14 protein-coding genes are annotated in these 20,369 nt (G+C 60.1%); 3 read left to right on the top strand and 11 right to left on the bottom strand.

All coding sequences use genetic code 11. The features are described from left to right. Nucleotides 1–145: 145 nt before the first annotated feature. Nucleotides 146–730 (bottom strand): nucleoside deaminase, encoded by a 585-nt coding sequence (locus EDC28_RS00655; RefSeq protein WP_050657733.1) that lies wholly within the window; start codon nucleotides 728–730, stop codon nucleotides 146–148. A gap of 211 nt (nucleotides 731–941) precedes the next feature. On the opposite strand from EDC28_RS00655, the gene EDC28_RS00650 reads away from it, so the two are divergent. After that, entirely contained in the window at nucleotides 942–2,477 is a 1,536-nt protein-coding gene (locus EDC28_RS00650; RefSeq protein WP_336391474.1) for an OpgD/OpgG family glucan biosynthesis protein, read from the top strand. Next, entirely contained in the window at nucleotides 2,474–4,588 is a 2,115-nt protein-coding gene (gene mdoH, locus EDC28_RS00645; RefSeq protein ID WP_050657731.1) for a glucans biosynthesis glucosyltransferase MdoH, read from the top strand. The genes EDC28_RS00650 and mdoH overlap by 4 nt, the downstream gene beginning before the upstream one ends. Before the next feature lie 32 nt (nucleotides 4,589–4,620). Here mdoH and EDC28_RS00640 read toward each other — a convergent pair whose 3' ends face one another. The 10 genes from EDC28_RS00640 to gltB all read right to left on the bottom strand — a co-directional run bounded on the left by EDC28_RS00640 (nucleotide 4,621) and on the right by gltB (nucleotide 17,614). Further along, nucleotides 4,621–6,375 carry a sugar phosphorylase gene (locus EDC28_RS00640; protein ID WP_123420325.1) on the bottom strand — a complete coding sequence of 585 codons (1,755 nt, stop codon included), beginning with the start codon at nucleotides 6,373–6,375 and terminating at the stop codon, nucleotides 4,621–4,623. Between the two features lie 3 nt (nucleotides 6,376–6,378). Next, nucleotides 6,379–7,605 carry a glycosyltransferase family protein gene (locus tag EDC28_RS00635; RefSeq protein WP_123420324.1) on the bottom strand — a complete coding sequence of 409 codons (1,227 nt, stop codon included), beginning with the start codon at nucleotides 7,603–7,605 and terminating at the stop codon, nucleotides 6,379–6,381. 2 nt (nucleotides 7,606–7,607) lie between these two features. Beyond that, a complete protein-coding gene (locus EDC28_RS00630; protein ID WP_123420323.1) occupies nucleotides 7,608–8,357 on the bottom strand; it encodes an HAD-IIB family hydrolase in 750 nt (249 codons plus the stop codon). After that, on the bottom strand, nucleotides 8,350–9,231 hold the full coding sequence (locus tag EDC28_RS00625; protein WP_050657727.1) for a kinase: 882 nt from the start codon (nucleotides 9,229–9,231) through the stop codon (nucleotides 8,350–8,352). The genes EDC28_RS00630 and EDC28_RS00625 overlap by 8 nt, the downstream gene beginning before the upstream one ends. An 87-nt stretch (nucleotides 9,232–9,318) precedes the next feature. Further along, on the bottom strand, nucleotides 9,319–9,789 hold the full coding sequence (locus tag EDC28_RS00620; RefSeq protein WP_050657726.1) for a nuclear transport factor 2 family protein: 471 nt from the start codon (nucleotides 9,787–9,789) through the stop codon (nucleotides 9,319–9,321). Between the two features lie 60 nt (nucleotides 9,790–9,849). Further along, nucleotides 9,850–10,227 carry a DUF2721 domain-containing protein gene (locus EDC28_RS00615; protein ID WP_123420322.1) on the bottom strand — a complete coding sequence of 126 codons (378 nt, stop codon included), beginning with the start codon at nucleotides 10,225–10,227 and terminating at the stop codon, nucleotides 9,850–9,852. A 58-nt stretch (nucleotides 10,228–10,285) separates the two neighbouring features. Then, nucleotides 10,286–11,092, bottom strand: a complete 807-nt coding sequence (locus tag EDC28_RS00610) for a CobD/CbiB family protein (RefSeq protein ID WP_211355706.1) — start codon at nucleotides 11,090–11,092, stop codon at nucleotides 10,286–10,288. A gap of 34 nt (nucleotides 11,093–11,126) precedes the next feature. Beyond that, a complete protein-coding gene (gene mtnN, locus EDC28_RS00605) occupies nucleotides 11,127–11,837 on the bottom strand; it encodes a 5'-methylthioadenosine/S-adenosylhomocysteine nucleosidase (protein ID WP_050657723.1) in 711 nt (236 codons plus the stop codon). A gap of 48 nt (nucleotides 11,838–11,885) precedes the next feature. Further along, entirely contained in the window at nucleotides 11,886–13,295 is a 1,410-nt protein-coding gene (locus tag EDC28_RS00600; RefSeq protein WP_211355713.1) for a glutamate synthase subunit beta, read from the bottom strand. Continuing rightward, nucleotides 13,289–17,614 (bottom strand): glutamate synthase large subunit, encoded by a 4,326-nt coding sequence (gene gltB / locus EDC28_RS00595; RefSeq protein ID WP_244946517.1) that lies wholly within the window; start codon nucleotides 17,612–17,614, stop codon nucleotides 13,289–13,291. The genes EDC28_RS00600 and gltB overlap by 7 nt, the downstream gene beginning before the upstream one ends. A gap of 382 nt (nucleotides 17,615–17,996) precedes the next feature. On the opposite strand from gltB, the gene arcB reads away from it, so the two are divergent. Then, the gene (gene arcB, locus EDC28_RS00590; RefSeq protein WP_123420319.1) at nucleotides 17,997–20,321 is read left to right on the top strand and encodes an aerobic respiration two-component sensor histidine kinase ArcB; all 2,325 of its coding nucleotides are present in this window, start codon (nucleotides 17,997–17,999) and stop codon (nucleotides 20,319–20,321) included. Nucleotides 20,322–20,369: the final 48 nt, after the last annotated feature.

Raw genomic sequence — 20,369 nt, 5'->3', positions numbered from 1 at the left:
GTTGTTGTCCTGTGCTTTTACCGACTGCCTTATCTGGGGCACAGGGGGGCTTCACCATTTCACAAATGTTTCAATTCTGTAGTGATCGCGATCGCTCTTTTGATACCGCTGACGGGTCACTATCCAACAGTATTTTTATACAGGGTCAGGGGTTGTAAATGGGGCCGCCATCGCGCTGGTAATTGTCTAAAACTCCTTTTGCATCAGTACGTAATAGGCCACGTTCTACCTTGACGCCGGCCTTTTCCAGATAGTGGTAAGACTCGTAAAACACCGGGCCCTCATCAAAGCCGATGGCCCGGGCGTCGTCGCCGCTGGCGGCGCACACCAGTCGCTGCACGCCACTCCACAAAGTGGCACCCAGGCACATGGCGCAAGGCTCGCATGAGGTAAAGAGGGCGCAGGGCACCGATTTGAGGGAAAAGGCCTGCAATTGGTGCTGGGCCATCATGATGGCGGTCACTTCCCCGTGCAGGCAGGAGTTGTGGTTGGCCACCACCGCATTGACCCCAACGCCCAGCAATCGCCCGTCCTGTTCGCTGAAAATGGCGGCGCCGAACGGGCCACCGGTCCCCCTTGCCACATTTTCTTTAGCCAGTTGTATGGCAAGACGCATTTTTTCATTATCGTCCTGATAGTGCTTTTGCCAGTCCACTAACGGTATGATCCACTCAGGCAGCTTGGCCGACAGGGTCAGGCTGGGGGAAGCGGTGTGGGTGTCCAAGATCATGGGCAAACTCCTTTTTTGTGAAAAACTTGTGTCTAGCCATTAACACGCCGATTCCCTTCATAAAAAGAAGATTTTTTACGAAAACGTTTCTATAACAAGCTGTTGTGATCCAGTTCGGTAATTTCTCCATGTGCTTATACAGCATGAGTTTATTGGGGGCATGGAAAGATTACCGTTTGGTCTTACGGGCCCTTTGGGCCAAGGAGGAAGGGTGAACCGACCAACTCTAAGAATAGCCGCGCTGCTGCTGTTGCCACTTTGCCTGATGGCTAGAGCCATGGCGGCTGATGCCCCCGAAGTGGCCACTTACACCAAAGACGGCCCCTTTAGCCGTGACACCGTGGTCGAACTGGCCCGGCAACTGGCTAAAAAGCCTTTTAAGGCTGCGGACAAACCCCTGCCTGACGTCCTTGACGACCTCTCTTACGACGAATACAGCGATATTCATTTCGACCCCAACAAGGCCATTTGGGCCAAAGAAGGGCTGCCTTACCAGATGCAGCTGTTCCTGCGCGGGTTGTATTTCAAAGATCCGGTCGAAGTGGCCATCGTCAATAACGGCGAAGCCAAGCACCTGGCCTTTGACCCGACCATGTTCACCACCGGCAAGGCCATGACCAAGCCGCTGCCTAATCAAGACATCGGTTTCTCCGGGCTGCGCCTGCACGCACCTTTTGCCACCGGTTATTACGACGAAGTGGCGGTATTCCAAGGCGCCAGCAACTTCCGCTCCCTGGGCAAAGGCCAGAACTATGGCTTGTCTGCCCGTGGCCTTGCCATCAAGACCGCCGACCCTCAAGGTGAGGAGTTCCCGGCTTTTCGCGCCTTCTGGATTGAAAAGCCCTCCAAGGAAAGCAACTCCATCCTGGTTTACGCCCTTTTGGACAGCCCCAGCGCCACCGGCGCCTACCGCTTTACCATCCGCCCCGGCGAGAACACCGTGATGGACGTAGAAGCGGTGGTATTCCCCCGTACCGATCTCACCAAGGTGGGCCTGGCACCGGCGTCCAGCATGTACATGTTCTCCATGAACGACCGCCGCCGCGCCGACGATTATCGCCCCCAGGTACACGACTCCGATGGCCTGCTGATTTTGAACGGCAAAGGCGAGCGCCTGTGGCGGCCGCTGTCTAACCCCACCAGTTTGCAGCTGAGCGCCTTTGAAGACACCGCTCCCATGGGCTTTGGACTGATGCAGCGCGACCGCGACTTCAACGACTACCAGGATCTCGACGCCCATTTTGAAAAGCGCCCGAGCCTGTGGGTTGAGCCGGTGGGCAACTGGGGCAAGGGCTCGGTCAACCTGATTGAGATCCCCAGCCAGTCAGAGATCCACGACAACATCATCGCCTTCTGGAACCCCAAAGAAGTGCTCAAGGCCGGCTCCGAGTACAGCTTCTCCTACCGCTTGAGCTGGGGCACCGAACCGCTGTCCCGTGCGGTGCGAGTGGTGGAAACCGCCTCTGGCCGCGGCGACATCAAGGGCCCGACTCCAGATCGCCTCTACGTGGTGGACTACCAGGACACCCAGCCGCCCTCTGCCACCCCGCCCAAAGCGGTCGTAACCGCCTCGGCCGGTAATATCAGCGACGTCACCGTGGTGCCCAATCCCAAGGTGCAGGGCTACCGGGTGAGCTTTAAGCTGCACCCCGGCGATGCCAAGCTCGCAGAGCTGCGCATGGAGCTCAAATTTGAAGACGGCCGGCAAGCCGAAACCTGGTTGTATCGCTGGGTGAGTGGCTCATGAGTACTGGGACTCCCGAGGAACTGGCCGGCTTGATGCCGCCCCAGGACCTCAAATCCGTTTACCGCCGTACCCCGGTTGACCCCAAAGCCGTCAAATCCCGCTGGTGGCGGCGGCTGTTGGTGGTGGGCAGCGCCTTGGCGCTGTCGGCCTACGCTGTCTATGAGATGTGGATGGTGTTTGCCGCCGGGAAGATAACCTGGCCCGAGTACATCGTCATGGTGCTCTTTGCCATGACCTTTTGCTGGATAGCCTTGGCTTGCAGCACTGGCCTGGCCGGCTTTTACGCCCTGCGTTTTGGCCCCAAGCCCCAGTGGCAAACGGCGCCGCTCACCAAAAAGACGGTGGTGCTAATGCCCACCTACAACGAAGATCCGGCCAGGATCTTCGCGGCTATCGAAGCCATGGCAAGCGGCATTATCGAGGCCGGGGAAGGCGAGGCCTTTGACTGGTTTATCATCGCCGACACCACCAACCCCGAGGTGATGCTCCAAGAAGAAGAAGCGCTGCTGGCCATCCGTGAGCGTTTGGGCGACAAGGCCCGCATCTTCTACCGGCGCCGCCGCGAAAACCTGGCCCGTAAGGCCGGTAATGTCGCCGATTTTTGCCGCCGCTGGGGGCGCCATTACGACCATATGCTGGTGCTGGACGCCGATAGCCTTATTGCGCCCGACACCCTCATTCAACTGGCCCGGCGCATGGAGGCCAACCCTGATGCCGGCCTTATCCAGACCATTCCGCGCCTTATTCGCGGCACCACCTTGGTGGCGAGGGTCCAGCAGTTTGCCACCCGTATCTACGGGCCCATCGTCGGCACCGGCCTTGCCTGGTGGGTTGACCGAGACGGCAACTTCTGGGGCCACAACGCCATTATCCGTACCAGCGCCTTTATGGAATGTGCCGGTTTGCCTGAGCTACCCGGCAAGGCGCCTTTTGGCGGCCATATCCTCAGCCACGATTTTGTGGAAGCCGCCTTGCTGCGCCGCGCCGGTTGGGTGGTGGATATCGCCTGGGATCTGGATGGCTCCTATGAAGAGAGCCCGCCGTCGCTGATTGATATGGCGGTGCGTGATCGGCGCTGGTGCCAGGGTAACCTGCAACACGCCAAGGTGCTGCCCACCCGTGGCCTTAGCTGGGTAAGCCGCATGCACATGGTGACCGGCATCATGTCTTACCTGAGCTCGCCGCTGTGGCTGCTGTTGGTACTGGCCGGTTTCGCCCTGGCCCTGCAGGCGCAGTTTATCCGCCCCGAATACTTCCCCGACACCTTCTCGCTGTTCCCCGCCTGGCCGGTGCTGGACTCCGAACGGGCGCTGTGGCTGTTTGCGGTGACCATGCTGGTACTCTTTGCGCCCAAGCTGATGGGGCTGGCTTTGGGGCTTTCTGATAAAAGCCTTCGCCAGGAAAGTGGCGGCGCCTGGAGCCTTATCAAGAGCTTCTTTTTGGAGGTCATTCTCTCGGCGCTGATCGCCCCGGTGATGATGCTCATCCACTCCGGCGCCGTGATGTCGGTGTTCTTGGGCGCCGACAGCGGCTGGAACCCTCAGCGCCGGGATGATGGCAGCCTACCCTGGGGCGATGTGTGGCGCCGCCACCGCAGCCATGTGGCGGCAGGAGTGATTTTAGGCTTGGCCGCCTGGTACAACTCCTGGCAGTTGCTGGCCTGGTTGTCCCCGGCCATCCTCGGCATGTTGCTGGCGGTGCCGCTGTCCTACTACACCGCCTCGGCCAAGCTGGGTGAGTACTTTGCCGAGCGCGGCTGGCTGCGTATTCCCGAAGAGGCAGAGGCGCCCGCCATCGAGAAGGCGCTGGACCAAACCCTGCCTTATTACGAGGAGCGGCTGGCCAAGGCCCCGACATTGGAAACCTTGGCTACCGATCCGGTGATGGCGCGCCGCCGCCTGCCGCTCATTGATGCGGTCGCGCCCCGTAAGGCCGGGGTGGTTAAAGGCCAGGACGCCTTGGTGTTTACCAAGCTTTCCGACACCACCGACCCCCTCGAAGCCTTCTCCTTTATGGACAACAAAGAAAGGGCCTGGCTGCTCTCCACCCCCGAGCTCTACCAGCGTTTTGTGGCCATGACCGCCGACAAGGCGGTTGGCGCCGAAGTCTAAGCCCTGAAAAAGCCCGCCATTCGGCGGGCTTTTTAGTCTTCGAGCGGCGCTTCCTGGCCGCAAAAATTCCGGTTACTGAGCCACAGGCACTCGTAGGGCTGCAAGGTCAGCTCGGCGTGGGGGTCGTTGAAATGGCGGCCGGTGATGAGATCGAACCACAAATCGGTACTCACCAGGTTGATGGTGGAAAGCGCCACCTGCTGCACTTCGCTGGAGACGTTATGGATGGCAAAGATGCTTTGGCTTCGGTCCAGGCTCTGGCGCCAGAACCCGAATACCTCCAGCCCCAGGTGCAAGGTGAACTGGGTGGCGTTGGGGTGAAAGGCGGGCTGGGCGCGGCGAGTCTGAATAAGGTGGCGCAGCGCCTCATAAGCCTGCTGGTGGTGGCTGCCGTTACTCAATGCGGTGCGCAGCGCCTCCAGGCTCCAGGTATGGCGGTTAATGGAGCGGTTACGGGAGGTGAGCGCCACCTTCTGGGTGTCGTTCTCGGTGGCAAAGAGGCTGTGGATATAAAAGGCCGGTATGCCTTCGAGGCCCAGCATGATGGTGTGGGCGCACAAAAAGCGGGCCAGTTGCTGGTGGCTCTTGCCGCCGTCTACGGTGTCTTTGAGGGCGTCCCAGAGGCTGACATTCAGCTCGTAGGGTTTGTCTTCGTCGCCTTTACGCCGGTAACTGACCATGCCGCCGGAGCGGCTGATGGTGCCGATAAACTCGGCCAGCTCTTCCTCGCTCAGCAGATCTTCGGCCGGGCGCAGGCCGATGCCGTCGTGGCTGGCGATAAAGTTCAGGTAGGCCGTGCCGTTTTGGGCCGGCGGCATGCTCATGGCCCAGGTTTTTAAGTGCCGGCAACTGCCCGAGAGCAGGCAGTGCACCAGCAGCGGCGGCAGCGAGAAGTTGTAGATAACGTGGGCTTCGTTGGCGTTACCAAAGTAGGTGAGGTTCTCCCGGTTTGGCACGTTGGTCTCGGTGATGATCACCGCGTTGGGGTAGCCATGCTCGATGAGGGTGCGCATCAGTTTGACCACTTCATGGGTCTGCTGCAGGTGAATGCAGCTGGTGCCCGGCACCTTCCACAGGTAGGCCACCGCATCGAGGCGGAAAATGCGCACCCCTTGTTCGAGATAAAAGTGGATGATGCGCACGAACTCCACCAGCACCTGGGGGTTACCAAAGTCCAAATCCACCTGGTCTGGGCTGAAGGTACACCACACCATGCGCTCGCCGTCGTCGGTTTGCACCGGGGTGAGTAGCGGGCTGGAGCGGGGCCTGACCACCTGGCTCAAGTCGTCTTCCAGGCTCGCTTCTTTGAAATAATCCTTGCCCGGGTCGCGGCGGCGTTTGAAGTTCTCGAACCAGGCGCTGCGGCTCGACATATGGTTGATAACCAAATCCGCCATCAGGTGCTTGCGCTTGGCAATGGTGCTGACATGGCCCCAGTCCCCCAGGCTTTCGTTGACCGACACATAGTCGATAACCGAGAAGCCGTCGTCCGAGCTGTAGGGAAAAAAGGGCAGGATATGCACCGCCGACAGGCAATCGTCCAGCTCGTTGGTCAGCAGCTTGTTGAGGGTGACCAGGGGCTTTTCCCCTTCGTCTACCACCGAGTTGCCGTAGGTGATCAGTAACACATCGTTCTGGTTCCACAGGTTTCTGTGGGTAGGGGGCGCCTGAGAGGCCGGGTCCAGCGCCATGGTGGCAATGAGCTGCTCCACCAGCGGGCCGTTGTCGGCCTCGGGGTAAATCACCCTTAAATGGGCCAATAACTTGCGCGTTAGCGGGGTGTCCATGGCTCAGGCTCCTAAATAGGCTTTGGTGTCTTCTTCTACGGCGGATTTCAAGTCATCGAGGATATTGGGTACGGCGCTGATCACCCGGCTCCAACTGGGCATGAAGGGGGTTTCCATGGGGTTGGCCAAAAAGCCGGTGCCGGCATCGACGATGTTCTGGGCAAACAGCTCCACCGCCTGTTCTTCCTTGTGCCTGTCGTATTGGAGGCCATTGATCATGGCGTCGTCGTTGAAGATGTCGATGAAATCCAGGGCGATGCGGTAATAGGTGGCCTTGATGGTGCGAATTTTCTCGGTACTGAAGATCTCGCCGTTGGTGGCCAGCTTGCGAAAGAAGGCCTTGGCGATGTCGGTGCTCATTTTCGACAGGCCCTGATTGGCGTCGTCGGCGCTCAAGTCCTGGTGCTTGTGGTCGTAGTTGTCGCTGATATCCACCTGGCAGATGCGCTGGGTGGCGTAGCTTCGGAACATCTCCGAGAGCACGCCAATCTCCAGGCCCCAGTCGCTGGGGATGTGCAGGTGCGCCACCAAGTCTTTACGCATGGAAAACTCCCCGGCCAGGGAGTAGCGAAAGCCGTCCATGTAGTTGAGGTATTCGCTGTAGCCACACACCTTTTGCATGCTGCGGATAAGAGGAGTCACCAGCAGCCGGTTGACCCGGCCATGGAGCTTGCCGCCGGCGCAGCGGGCGTAATAGCCCTTGGCGAAGTTGTAGTTGAACACCGGGTTGGCTACCGGGTAGAACAGCCTTGCCAGCAGGCCACGCTCGTAGGTGAGGATGTCGCAGTCGTGCAGGGCCACGGTCTGGCCCTTGCCGCTGGCCAGCATGTACCCCAGGCAGTACCAGACATTACGGCCTTTGCCCATTTCCTTGGGAGCAAGGTCGTGGCTGGCCAGCAGTTTGTCTATTTCCCGAAGGCGGGGGCCGTCGTTCCACAGCACCCGGTGAAATTGCGGCAGCCGCGAGAAGTATTTCAGGGCGTGGCGGTATTCGTCCTCATTGGCCCTGTCCAGGCCAATGATGATCTCCGACAAATAGGGCACCTTTTCCAGCTCATCGAGGATCCCGGCCAGGGCCGGTGATTGCAGTTCCGAATAAAGGGAAGGCAGCACCAGGCTCATGGGCCTATAGCGGCGAAAGCGCATCAACTCCTTTTCCAGATCTTCTACCGGTCTGCGGGTGAGGTTGTGCAGCGTCGCGATGGTCCCGTTCTGGTGAAAATCCGCCATGCTTAGCTCCTGTGATTAAGAATGTCCTGTATGGCTTGGTTCCAGCCGCTGGGGCCGGGCGCCGTTGTCCTGATGGTGGGGCCCTTGGGCTGGAGCTGGTCGCTGCGGGCCGATTGGATAACCACGGCGATATCGGCAGCGTCCAGCATGGGGCCGTCGTTGGGGCTGTCGCCCAGGGCGATCAGCCGGGCGCCCGGGTAATGGCGGCGCAGGGCGTCAAAGGCGGCGGCCTTGGAATACTGGCCCATCACTGTAAAAAAGCGCCCACCCTGCTGGGCTTGAAGCTGATGCCCGGCCAGGGCCTGCTCGAAGGCCCACTTGCTGCTCTCATCCCCTTGCCACTCCAGTGGCTCGGTAAATTCCCTGTCCCCGGCCAGTAAGGCGCCGTGATGGCTCAAGCCGGTTTTGGCGGCAATTTGCTGGGCACTCCAATCGGCAAAGCCCTCAAAGGCAAAACCTTGCTGGCGCAGCTGGCCCAGCACCGTCAGTAGATGCTGGCGCGGCTCGGCAAAACCTTCAACCTGGCCATCGCCCCAATCCAGTATGGCGCCGTTTTCGGCGATAAAGGGGCCGCTTAGCCCAAGCTGGCTTTGCAACTCACGAATTTCGCTGCGGGTCTTGGAAGAATTGAGCACCACCGGGATACCAAGCTCGGCCAGGCGGTCCAGGGCTGGTTGGGCCGGTGCCCAGCTGTAGTTGTGATGGTCCAGCAAGGTGCCATCGAGGTCGGTTACTACCACCCACTCAGGCATGGTGCACCGCCTTGATGCTGTGGTTGTCGTCCAGCTCGAACCTGACCAAGGTGTTGCGCGGGTGTTCGGCCAGCAAATGGCGGGTCAGGCGCTCGTAATGCTGAATAAAACGGGCGATTTGGGCATCGCTCATGATGCCGGGGCCATCGCCGACCCGGGCCTTGAGCTTGTGCTCCTGTTTTTGGCGCCAGGCCAGCACCGCGTCCATGGACGGCGCCTGCATAAAAATCTGGTATTGCACCCGGTCGAAAAAGCGCCGGTACGGCCCTTTGAGCTGGTCATTGACGTATTGGCGCCAGGCGCCATCTTTGTCTTCGCTGGCTTCAAGGCTATTGGCGGGTTGCGCCAGGGCACTGTCGTCCTGGGCGCCGGCGCCCAGGCACCAGCCTTCAAGAATAACCACATCGGGGCGGCCGGTGATGTGCGGCCACTGGCTTTGGGGGGCGCGGTCGTCAACGGCTTTGTCAAAGCGGGGCAGGGCGGTGTGTTGCTGGTCGGAAGCGGTGGCTAAGGCGTCCAGTACCGCTTCGCCCAGGGCCACATCGTGGGTACCGGGTACGCCGCGGGTTTTTAACAGCGGGTGCACGGTATCGCCCAGGGCCAGGCGCTCGGCGCGGGTCAGGTACAGGTCGTCCAGAGAGATAACCGCCACCTTAAAGGCGGCCATTTCCCTTAGCAAGATGGCCAGAAAGTCGGCCAGGGTCGATTTACCGGTGCCCTGAGCACCGGTCACCCCTACCACCAGCGGCGCCGGGCTCCACTGGCTGCGGGCAATGATTTTTTCTGCCAGGGGCAGGTAGTGCTGGGTAACGGTTTCCTGGAACTGCTCAGGTAACCCATGGGCCTTGACGGCGTCTTGTATAACCTGGTGCATAAAGGTCCCCCTTCATCCATTTCAGCATACGGACTGAAAAGGCAGGGGTAAACGATTTATGCAGATTAAATGCCTGTCTATGAAGGATTATTGCAGCTGAGAGGGGACCGATTCGTAGTCCAACATGTCGCGATGAATGCGGATTTGGCCGGCGCCGGTATCCACCTGTAACTCGGTAATACCTTTAACCACTATCCACACCGGTTGTGGCCCAAGCCCAAACTGGGGGCCAGAGACCAGATAGTGGTATTCCCCCATCAAAATGACCCAGTTGCCAACGACCATGTGGTTGTTCTCCACAAAGCGGATCTGGGCCACCCCTTGTTCGGCTTTTTTCAAAAATTCGAGGATGGCGGTGCGCCCGGCGATGTTCTGGCTGTTGCCTTGCACCGAGGCGCTGGGGTCTTGGAACACGGCGTCGAAGTGGTAGAACTGCTCTAATTCGCCGTAATCCATGGCGGTGTAGGCCTGCATGTACTTTCTGGCCAGCAGCAGCGCATCTTCATCGGCGAAGGCCGGCAGGCAGAAAAGCAAGATAAGCAGGTACAGCGCTCTCATTCAGGGGTCTCTTTACTATGACAAATGCGGAGTTTGCCAGACCCCCGTTGCCTCGCCAAGTCAGCCCATCTCGTCCAGGTGGATGTCCAGGGCTTTGACCGAGATGCGGATCTCTACCACCGACAGGCAAAGGGAGATCCCCAAAAGCAGCAGCGACAGCCCGAACAGCCACCAGGCCAGAGTGGGCGAACCTACATACAAGGCCAGCATGGTCAGCACGCACAGCAGAAAACTCAGCACTCCGGCTTCTTGCATGTAGCGAATAAGAATGACCCGGCGGCGCAGGTTGGCGATTTGACGGCGAACGCGAGGGCTAAGTTCCGTGGCGTGCATCTGGCGGATAAGATTGGCCAGGTGCAAAAACCGGTTGGTGTATGCCAGCAGCAGCAACGAGATGGCAGGGAAGAGCACCGCCGGGGTGGTGAGGGTCAGTTCCACACTTTTTCCTTTGATTTCATTGCGCTGGCCGAGTGTCGAAGCTTAGCAAAAGGCGCCGTTAATGCACCAGCACCAAGGCCAGGGCCACCAGCAGGAAGGTGGCGCTCTCGCCGCCCATGGCCAGGATACGAAGACGCCTTAATGTTGCGGCATCGGCAGGCTGGCCTGGGCCAACACGCTCCCGGCTTATCTTATGGCCGCCGATAAGAAGCGGCCCTCCCAATTGGCAGCCAAGGGCGGTGGCCAGCATCGCCATCTGCCGGGGCTTTTCCCGGCTAAAAAGCGCCGAAGGTTTGAGTGCCAGCACGGTCCAAAAAAGGGCGAGCGGCGCCCCGAGGGCCCGGCATAGCCAGGCGATGGGCACCAAGGCCTTACCAAAATCGCCAAAGCCGGTACGTGCCGGGTGCCAGCGATCGCTAATCACCCACCAGGCACGGATCAAAAAGGCCGGCAGACCGGCACCAAAGGCCAGCAGCACCACCAGCAGCAGGCGCTCCTTGGTTACCCGCCAACGCCCCTCGATAGCGGCTTTATAAAGCCCTTCTTGGGAGTAGCGGCTGCAATTGCGCTTAAGCACCGAGCCCAATAGCTCTCTGGCCGGGGCCTTGGCCAGGGACTCGACGGCGCTGAGCTTGGCCGGGCGAGGGTCGCTAAAGGCAAGGTAAAAGGCCAGGCCCTGGATCACCAGCGGCAGCTCGGCGCTGTAAAACAGCAACGCGGCCAGCAGCGCCAGGCTGCCCCACAGCAGAATAAAAGCCAGCACCCCGGCCAAGCGCCGCTGGCGGGGTTCACCTTTATTGACCTTGGCTGCCAGCCGGTCTGCCAGGCGCGAGATGGCCTGCCAAAACGGCAAAGCCGGCAGCACCAAGGCTGCCGGCCAGGCAAGAAGGAGGGTTAACTCAGGCCAGTTCACTGTCTTTGAGTTTGGCGACCAGCGCCATGACCAACTCGGCGGAGTGGGTAGCGGCTTTTTCCAGGAAGCTTTCAAAAGACATGGGGGATTCTTTACCAGCGATGTCGGACAAGGCCCGGGTAACCACGAAGGGCACATCGAACTGGTGGCAGGTTTGGGCGATGGCGGCCGCTTCCATTTCCACGGCGATCATGGTGGGGAAGGCCTTGCGGGTGGCTTCAACACGCACCGGATCGGACATGAAAATGTCACCGGTGGTGATAAGGCCGGTTTTGGCCTTGTGGCTGGCCATTTCGCCAATCACGTCCTGAGCCACGGAAACCAGGGTGGGGTGAGCCTGGAAGGCAGCTGGCATGCGCGGCACCTGGCCCAGCTCGTAACCAAAAGCGGTCACGTCCACGTCGTGGTAGCGCACTTCGCTGGAGATCACCACATCGCCCACTTCCAGAGTCGGGTCGAAGCCGCCGGCAGAGCCGGTGTTGATGATGGCCTCGGGAGCGAAGCGTTCAATCAGGATGGTGGTGGCGATGGCGGCTGCCACCTTGCCGATACCGGAGCGCATCAGTACCACCTCACCGCCGCCCAGTTGGCCGCTGTAAATTTCGCAGCCAGCGACGACTTCGGTGCTGAGGTTACTGATCTGGCTTTTAAGAAGCGCCACTTCCTGTTCCATGGCGCCGATGATGCCGAGCTTCATTGGGGTTCATCCTAACCGGAGGGGAAAACCCCAATGATAGCCCGAGCCTTAGGCTGCGGTCACCCCAGCCGTGAGGCCGAGTTTGTCGAGAATGCCGATGGCGGCTTTGCGGCCGTTGGCGATGGCGGTCACCACCAGGTCGGCCCCCAGCACCATATCGCCGCCAGCGAAGATCTTCGGATGCAGGGTCTTGCCGTCCGGCGCCAGCACGCGGCCCGCTTCGTCGGCAACTACACCCACTTCCGAGAGCCAAGGCGGCAGCTGCGGGCGAAAGCCAAGGGCCAGCACCACGGTGTCAGCCTTGAGGTCGCGCTCAGAGCCTGCCACAGGTTCAGGGCGGCGGCGGCCAGAGGCATCAGGGGCGCCCAGTTGGGTTTCCTGAACGCGAATGCCCTCCACTTTGCCGCCTTGGGCCAGCACTTCCAGCGGCTGGTGGCAAAAGGCAAATTGCAGGCCCTCTTCCTCGGCAAAACGCACTTCCTTGGGCGAGCCAGGCATGTTCTCGCGGTCTCGGCGATAGAGCAGGGTGACGCTGGCCGCGCCCTGGCGAAGGGCGGTGCGGGAACAATCCATGGCGGTATCGCCACCACCGATGACCACCACGTGCTTGCCCTTCTGGTCAAAGTGCAGCTCGGTGCCTTGCATCAATTTGAGGTTCTGGTCGTAGAGGTAATGAGCCGCTTCCAGGCAGCCCTCGGCGTCGCTGCCAGCCAGGCCGGAATCGACGCTTCGCGGGGCGCCCAGGCCCAGGAACACGGCGTCATAGCCGTCCAGCAGCTCCTTGAAGCTAATGTCCTGGCCGACTTTGGTGCCCAACACAAACTCCACGCCCATGTCCTTGAGCACCTCAAAGCGGCGGGTGATGATGTCTTTTTCCAGCTTGAAGCCGGGGATACCGGTAGAGAGCAGGCCGCCGATAACGGGCTCTGCTTCATAGACGGTGACAGCCACACCGGCGCGTACCAGATAATCGGCGCAGCCGATACCGGCCGGGCCCGCGCCTATTACCGCCACCTTGTGGCCGGTCTTGGCCACATAAGAAAGGTCGGGGCGCCAGCCAGCGTCCAGGGCCAAGTCGGTGATGTCGCGCTCCACCTGGCCGATGGTCACAGCGCCGAACTCGTCGTTCAGCGTGCAAACGCTCTCGCAGAGCCTGTCCTGCGGGCAAACCCTGCCGCACACTTCTGGCAGCGGGTTGGTCTGGTGGGCCAGCTCCGCCGCTTCCATGATGCGGCCTTCACCGGCCAGCTCCAGCCAGCGGGGAATAGCGTTATGGAGCGGGCATTTCCACTGGCAATAAGGGGTGCCGCAGTCCAGACAGCGTGAAGATTGCTCTTCACGCACCTGCTGGTTTTGCTGAGCCTGAACTTCCTTGAATTGAGTGACCCGTTCCTTGGCCGGCACTACCTCGCCGGTCTGGCGCTCGAAATTTAAAAAGTGCAGGGGATCTTTCACGATACGGCCTCCCTCAGTTGCGGCTGCCAGCCTTGTGGATGGATCAAGGTAAAGCGTTGGGCCCAGTCGGCATCTTCCAGCAGCTCACCGGCGCGAACCGAACCGGTAAGGTTTTGGTGGCGCTTGATAAGGGCGCGCACCTGCTGGGTTATGTCGCTATGAGCGCTCAACGGGCACCACTGCACCAACTCGTTGTTGACGGCGCGGTCGTCCAGGTCCAACACCACGGCCAGGCCACCGGTCATACCGGCGGCGAAGTTGCGGCCGGTTTTACCCAGCACCACCACCATACCGGCGGTCATGTACTCGCAGCCATGGTCACCTACACCTTCGACAACGGCGGTGGCGCCGGAGTTGCGTACCCCGAACCGCTCACCGGCCTGGCCTTCGGCAAAGCATTCGCCGCCGGTAGCGCCAAAGAGGCAGGTGTTACCCATGATCAGGGTGTCAGCGGCCACAAAATGGCTGCCAGGAGGCGGGCTCAGCACCAGGGTGCCGCCGCCAAGGCCTTTACCGACGTAGTCGTTGGCGTCGCCCACCAGCCGTACTTCCATGCCGGGCAGGCTGAAGGCGCCAAAGCTTTGGCCAGCGGTGCCGCGGAACTGCAGGCGAATGGGCTGCGGGCAGCCACTGTCACCATAGGTTTTAGCGATGGCCCCGCTCAGGGTCGCCGGTACGGTGCGGTCGGTGTTGCTGATGGGGTAGTAAGCCAGCCAAGGGGTGTCGAGCTGAGCTTCGGCCAAAATTTTGTCATTCAGGCTGTGCTCGGGCACCGGCAGCACCACCTCGTAATCGGGCAGGGCCGGCAAGGGTTTGAGCAGCACCTTGCCGATGTTGCTGTCGCTGCATTCTAAAAGATCCAGGCGGCCTTTGGCCTCGTCGAGGCTGGCCACGCCAAGGCTTGCCAGCAGCTCGCGAATTTCGCGGGCCATCAGGGTAAAGAAGGACTCCACCTGCTCGGGTAGGCCACGGAAATGCTTGTCACGCAGCACGGTGTGCTGGGTAGCTACCCCGGTGGCACAGTTGTTCAGATGGCAGATGCGCAGGTATTTGCAACCCAGCGCCACCATGGGAGCGGTGCCGAAGCCGAAGCTGTCGGCGCCCATGATGGCGGCCTTGACTACGTCCTGGCCGGTTTTAAAGCCGCCGTCTACTTGCAGTATTACCTGGTCGCGCAGGCCTTCTTTTATCAAGGCGTGGTGGGCGTCTACCAGCCCCAGCTCCCAGGGGCCGCCGGCGTATTTGACCGATGTCAGCGGGCTGGCGCCGGTGCCACCGTCGTAACCGGACAGGGTGATAAGGTCGGCGCCGGCCTTGGCCACGCCGCAGGCAATGGTGCCCACGCCTTGGCTCGATACCAATTTCACCGACACCAACGCCTCGGGGTTGACGGTTTTAAGGTCGTAAATCAGCTGCGCCAAGTCCTCGATAGAGTAGATATCGTGGTGCGGCGGCGGCGAGATCAAAGTGGTGCCGGGAGTGGAGTGGCGCAACTTGGCGATTTCTACCGACACCTTGTGGCCGGGCAACTGGCCGCCCTCACCGGGCTTGGCGCCCTGGGCCATCTTGATTTGGATAACCTCGGCAGTGGCCAGGTATTCCGGGGTCACGCCGAAGCGGCCTGAGGCCACCTGGCGAATTTTAGAGCGGCCCTCGGAACGGCGGCGCTTGGGATCTTCGCCGCCTTCACCGGAGTTGGAACGACCACCCAGGCGGTTCATGGCAATGGCAAGGGCTATGTGCGCCTCCGGCGACAAGGCGCCGATGGACATGGCCGCGGTATCCATACGCGGGAACAGCTTCTCGGCCGCTTCCACCTGCTCGACCTCGATGGCCTTGGTGTTGGCCTTGAAGCTCAGCTTGTCGCGAAGGAAACCATCGCGGCCCTGATGTACGGCCTTGGCGTATTGTTGCCAGGCTTCCCAAGAGTCGCTGCGCACCGCGGTTTGCAAGGTGCGCACCACGTCCGGGTTCCAGGCGTGATACTCGCCGCCCGGCTGGAATTTCAAGAGGCCGCCTAAAGGCAGTGGTCCCGGCATAAAGGCTTGGTTATGCACGGCGAGGCTTTGCTGCTGGATGGCAGCAAAGGTCTTGCCGCCGATGGGGCTTCTGAGCCCCGGGAAGCACAGCTTGCACACCTCGTCGTCAAGGCCCAGCACATCAAAGAGCGCCGCGCCCCGGTAAGAGGCGATGGTGCTGATGCCCATCTTGGACAGAATTTTCTTGAGGCCACCATTGATACCGTTACGGTATTTGATGAGGACCGATTTCAAGGAGTCATCCAGCATACCGGCATCCACCAGCGCCGCCAGAGACTCAAAGGCCAGATAGGGGTAGACAGCGGTGGCGCCCAGGCCCAGCAGCACGGCGAAGTGGTGCGGGTCGCGAACACTGCCGGTCTCGATAAAGAGGTTGGCGCTAGCTCTAAGGTGGCGGTCAACCAGGCGCTCTTGCACCGCTCCAACCGCCAGTGGCGCCGGGATCATCAACTGATCGGCGTGGATATGGCGGTCCGACAGCAACACCAGCACCGCGCCGTCTTTGACCGCGTTTTCGGCGTCGTCACAGAGCTCGATAATGGCTTCTTTAAGGTCGCCGTCTTTGGGGTAGGCGAGGCTCAGGGTCTTGTGGACCTTTTTGTCCAGCAATTGGCGAAGGTCTGAATAGAGCAGCACCGGCGATTTAAACTGCACCCGCTCGGCATGGCCTGAGGTCTCGCAAAAGACGTTCTGCTCGGCACCGATGTAGGTGGTGAGCGACATCACGAAGGCTTCGCGCAGCGGATCGATAGGCGGGTTGGTCACCTGGGCAAAGCGCTGGCGGAAGTAATCAAAAAGGCTGCGCGAGGTCTTGGAAAAACCGGCCAGGGGGGTGTCGTCACCCATGGAGCCCACCGCTTCCTTACCGTCGCGGCCCAACACTTCTACCACGTCATGAATTTCTTCACGGGTCAGGCCAAAGTATTTTTGGACCTTCTTGAGCTGGTCGTCGCTAAGGTCACGAATACCGGCCTGGGCGGCCGACAAATCCTCAAAAGGGGTCAGCTTGGTGTGGTTTTCGCTCAGCCATTCACGATAGGGATGGCGGCCTGCCAAGTCCCGGTCGATGGCATCACTAAACCACACCTGGCCCTTGAAGGTGTCCACGGCCAGCAGCTGGCCGGGTCCGACCCGACCCTTGGCGATGACTTCGTCTTCGGCGTAATCCCAGATACCCACTTCCGAGGCAAGGGTAATGAGGCCGTCAGAGGTCTCTACCCAGCGCGCCGGGCGCAGGCCGTTACGGTCCAACTGGCAAGCGGCGTAGCGGCCATCGGCCATCACCACACCGGCTGGGCCGTCCCAGGGCTCCATGTGCATGGAGTTGAACTCGAAGAAGGCTTTCACGTCATCGGCCATTACCGGGTCCTGTTCCCAGGCCGGCGGCATGATAAGACGCATGGCCCGGAACAGATCCATACCGCCGGAGAGCAGCAGATCCAGCATGTTGTCCATGGCCTGGGAGTCAGAGCCGTTGGACGACACAAAGGGCTTGGCCGTTTGCAGATCCGGCAGTAGCGGTGAGGCGAACTTGTGGCTGCGGGCCCGGGCCCAGTGGCGGTTGCCAGAAATGGTGTTTATCTCGCCGTTGTGGGCCAGATAACGGAAGGGTTGAGCCAGTTCCCAGCGCGGCAGGGTGTTGGTGGAGAAGCGCTGGTGGAACAGACACATGGTGCTTTCCATACGCAGATCGGTGAGATCGGTATAAAAGCGGGGCAAATCGGCGGCCAGGGTCAGGGCTTTATAGACGATGACCACGCAGGACAGGGACGCCATGTAAGCGTCTTGCTGCTCGGCTTCCAGGCGCTTCTCGGCGCGGCGACGGGCCATGTAGAGGCGCCGCTCCAGCTCGCGCTTACGCCAGCCGGGCGGGGCGTTGACCAGCACCTGTTCGATAACGGGTTTGCTGTGCAGGGCGATATAGCCCAGCACCGACTCGTCTACCGGCACCGGCCGCCAGCCGGCGATGGTCAGGGTCTCCTTGGCCAGCTCATCGGCGATGATGGCCTTGGCGCGGGCCGGGTCTTGGGGCAGGAAGACCATGCCCACGGCAAAGCGCTTGGCCAAACGGAAACCGTTTTCCTCGGCCACAGCACGAAAGAATTTTGTCGGCAGGGAAAGTAACAGGCCACAGCCGTCACCAGTACGGCCGTCAGCGGCAACACCACCACGGTGCTGCATGCGAGAAAGCCCCTGCAGGGCCAGGCGAAGCAGCCTGTGACTGGCTTGCCCTTCTTTGTGGGCGATCAAGCCAAAACCACAGTTGTCATGGGCTTCAACCATGTGTCCACCTCCATCATTTTTATGCATTAATGCAGCATAAAAAATGTTAATGCTCAGTTGCGGACTGTTCACCCTATAGGCCCTGCCGGGGTGTGGTCAATGGCTTTTTGCGATCCCAAGCACAGTAAAGCCGCCACAAAGCGGAAGAAAACTTCCGCCTTTATCAGATAAATCATGTGGTTATTTGGCTATTTAGCCGTCCGGAAGGCCTGAATAAATTTTTTGTTTGTGAAAATACTGCGCAATCGGGAAACCAACGGAATATTCAGTACCTAACAAGGGACCTTGGCCGGCAAAGCCGCATTTGTGCTTCTTTGTCCTGCCGATTGCCCCGGGGGGCTGAGTAAAGGACAATGCCCCCAGTTGTGGAGGACGACACCCTATGATGACAGCCTGGGCGCAGAAATTTACCGAGCTGCTGACCCGTCTGGGAACGGCGCGGTTCAGTATCGCCCTTTTCAGCCTTATTCTGCTGGTGAGCCTGGTGGGAACCAGCACCACCGATATTCTGCTGCACGGCAACGTCACGGTTTACGATCTGCTGACCCCGCTGCTGCTGACCCTGCTGACCGCGCCCTGGATCCTCTATTTCTTTCTGGAAATGATTGCCCAGCTCGAGCGTTCAAGGCGCCATCTCTTCCAACTGGTCGAGCAGCTCGAGCAGCTGCGCGAGCAGGATAAAGTGCTTAACCAGAGCCTAAAGGACAAGGTCGAGCAGCTTAACTTTGAGATAGACGAGCGTAAAAAGGCCGAGTTTGCCCGCCAGGACGCCATCGACCGGCTGAGCCTTGAGGTGGTGGAGCGCAAGAAAACCCAGGAATCCTTGGGTGAACAGACCGCTTTGCTGCGCTCATTTATCAACTCCTCGCCGGACATGATTTATTTTCGCAACGAGAAGGGTATTTTCTACGGCTGCAACAAGGCGGTAGAAGAGGTGACCGGCAAGAAGGAGCAAGAACTTATTGGCCTGTCGCCTTTCGAGGTGTACCCCAACGAAGTGGCGATGCGGGCCATCGAAACCGACAAGGTATTGTTTGCCAACAACCAGCAGGTGACCTACGAGCAGTGGCTGCAATACCCCGATGGCCGCAAGGCGCTGTTTGAGATGCGCAAGGTACCGTTTTTCTCTGCCTCTGGCCGGCGCCTGGGGCTGCTGGGCTTTGGCCGCGACATCACCGAGCGTAAAAAGGCCGCCGACGCCCTGGAAAAGGCCGCCAGGGAAAAAACCCAGTTTATTGCCACCCTTAGCCACGAGCTGCGCACGCCGCTGAACGGCATCGTAGGCCTTGCCAGGATGCTCAAAGACACCGAGCTGACCGAGCAGCAGCGCTCTTACCTCAACACCATTTATGTGTCGGCCGAGACCCTGGGTAACCTTTTTAACGACATCATCGACTTGGATAAAGCCGACCGGCGCCGCCTGACCATAGTGCCGGATTCTCAAGACCTGCCGGCCTTTATCAAAGACTTGGCCAACTTGGCCGAGCTGATGGCCCAGCAAAAAGGCCTTGGCTGGCAGTTTGAATGCCAGGGCGAGCTGCCGCAGCGGGTGCAGATGGACGCAACCCGCACCCGCCAGGTGCTGTGGAACCTCTTGGGGAACGCCGTCAAATTCACTGAGCAAGGTAAGGTGGGGCTGGCGGTGAAGGTGGAGCCGGCTCCTACCGGCAGCACCCGCCTGGCTTTTACCGTAACCGATACCGGCATCGGCATTCCCAAGGCCGAGCTGGATAAGATTTTTGCCATGTATTACCAAGTGGAATCGGGTGGCAAGAAACACGCCACCGGTACCGGTATCGGGCTGGCAGTGTCTCGCAACCTAGCCGAGGCCATGGGCGGCGAGCTGGATGTACAATCGGTGCCCGGTAAGGGCTCGTCCTTTACCTTGACCTTGACCCTGCCGCTTTGCGACAAACCCAAGGCGCTGCCAGCAGAAGAACCCGCTGCCCAGCGCAAGCTCGACATCCTGCTGGTCGAAGACATCGAACTCAACGTGACCGTTGCCAAGGCGCTGCTCACCAAGCTTGGCCACCAGGTGACGGTCGCCATGGACGGGCAGGCGGCCCTTACCGCTTGCCAGCATCATTTGTTTGATTTGGTACTGTTGGATATCCAACTGCCGGACATGACCGGTTTTGAGGTGGCTTGTGCGCTTCGCGAAGAAGAGCGCTTTGCCGAGTTGCCCATCGTGGCGCTCACCGCCAACGTCATTAAAGACAAGGACGAGTATCTTGAAAACGGCATGGACGACGCCATTTCCAAGCCGCTGTCGGTGGCCTCGGTGAGCGCCATTATCGACGAGTTTTACGGTGAGCCGGGGGCGGTATTGGCTACCCGCCGCGAAACCGAGGAAGACGAAGACAAACTGCTCGACACCGATATCCTCAGCCAGTTTGTCGAGGCGGTTGGCGCCCCCATCATGCAGCAGTCGGTAGACTTGCTGGAAAACCAGATGCCCGACTACCTCAAGGTGCTCGAGTCTAACCTGATGGCCGGCGACAAGAAAGCCACCTGCGAGATGGCCCATAAAATTAAAGGGGCGGCTGCGGCCGTGGGGCTTAAGCGCATCCAGCAATTGGCCAACCATGCCCAGCACGGCGAGGCCCCGGCCTGGGACGAGAACATTCACGAATGGGTGGATGAAATAGTCGAGCAGTGGCAATCGGACTTGGCGCTGCTGCGCCAATGGCTCGATGAACGCAGTTAACCGGCCATAAAAAAGCCGCCCCTAGGGGGCGGCTTTTTTGTTCGCGGT

This window comes from Gallaecimonas pentaromativorans (assembly GCF_003751625.1).
Taxonomy (GTDB): Bacteria; Pseudomonadota; Gammaproteobacteria; order Enterobacterales; family Gallaecimonadaceae; genus Gallaecimonas; species Gallaecimonas pentaromativorans.
This window is presented reverse-complemented; position numbering and strand designations above follow the sequence as displayed.

Bases quoted from the DNA above. Each gene is read 5' to 3' on its own strand.
- EDC28_RS00625 (WP_050657727.1), bottom strand. From the start codon at position 9,231: ATGCACCAGGTTATACAAGACGCCGTCAAGGCCCATGGGTTACCTGAG.
- arcB (WP_123420319.1), top strand. From the start codon at position 17,997: ATGATGACAGCCTGGGCGCAGAAATTTACCGAGCTGCTGACCCGTCTG.
- EDC28_RS00640 (WP_123420325.1), bottom strand. From the start codon at position 6,375: ATGGACACCCCGCTAACGCGCAAGTTATTGGCCCATTTAAGGGTGATT.
- EDC28_RS00655 (WP_050657733.1), bottom strand. From the start codon at position 730: ATGATCTTGGACACCCACACCGCTTCCCCCAGCCTGACCCTGTCGGCC.
- EDC28_RS00630 (WP_123420323.1), bottom strand. From the start codon at position 8,357: ATGCCTGAGTGGGTGGTAGTAACCGACCTCGATGGCACCTTGCTGGAC.
- mtnN (WP_050657723.1), bottom strand. From the start codon at position 11,837: ATGAAGCTCGGCATCATCGGCGCCATGGAACAGGAAGTGGCGCTTCTT.
- gltB (WP_244946517.1), bottom strand. From the start codon at position 17,614: ATGGTTGAAGCCCATGACAACTGTGGTTTTGGCTTGATCGCCCACAAA.
- EDC28_RS00635 (WP_123420324.1), bottom strand. From the start codon at position 7,605: ATGGCGGATTTTCACCAGAACGGGACCATCGCGACGCTGCACAACCTC.
- mdoH (WP_050657731.1), top strand. From the start codon at position 2,474: ATGAGTACTGGGACTCCCGAGGAACTGGCCGGCTTGATGCCGCCCCAG.
- EDC28_RS00620 (WP_050657726.1), bottom strand. From the start codon at position 9,789: ATGAGAGCGCTGTACCTGCTTATCTTGCTTTTCTGCCTGCCGGCCTTC.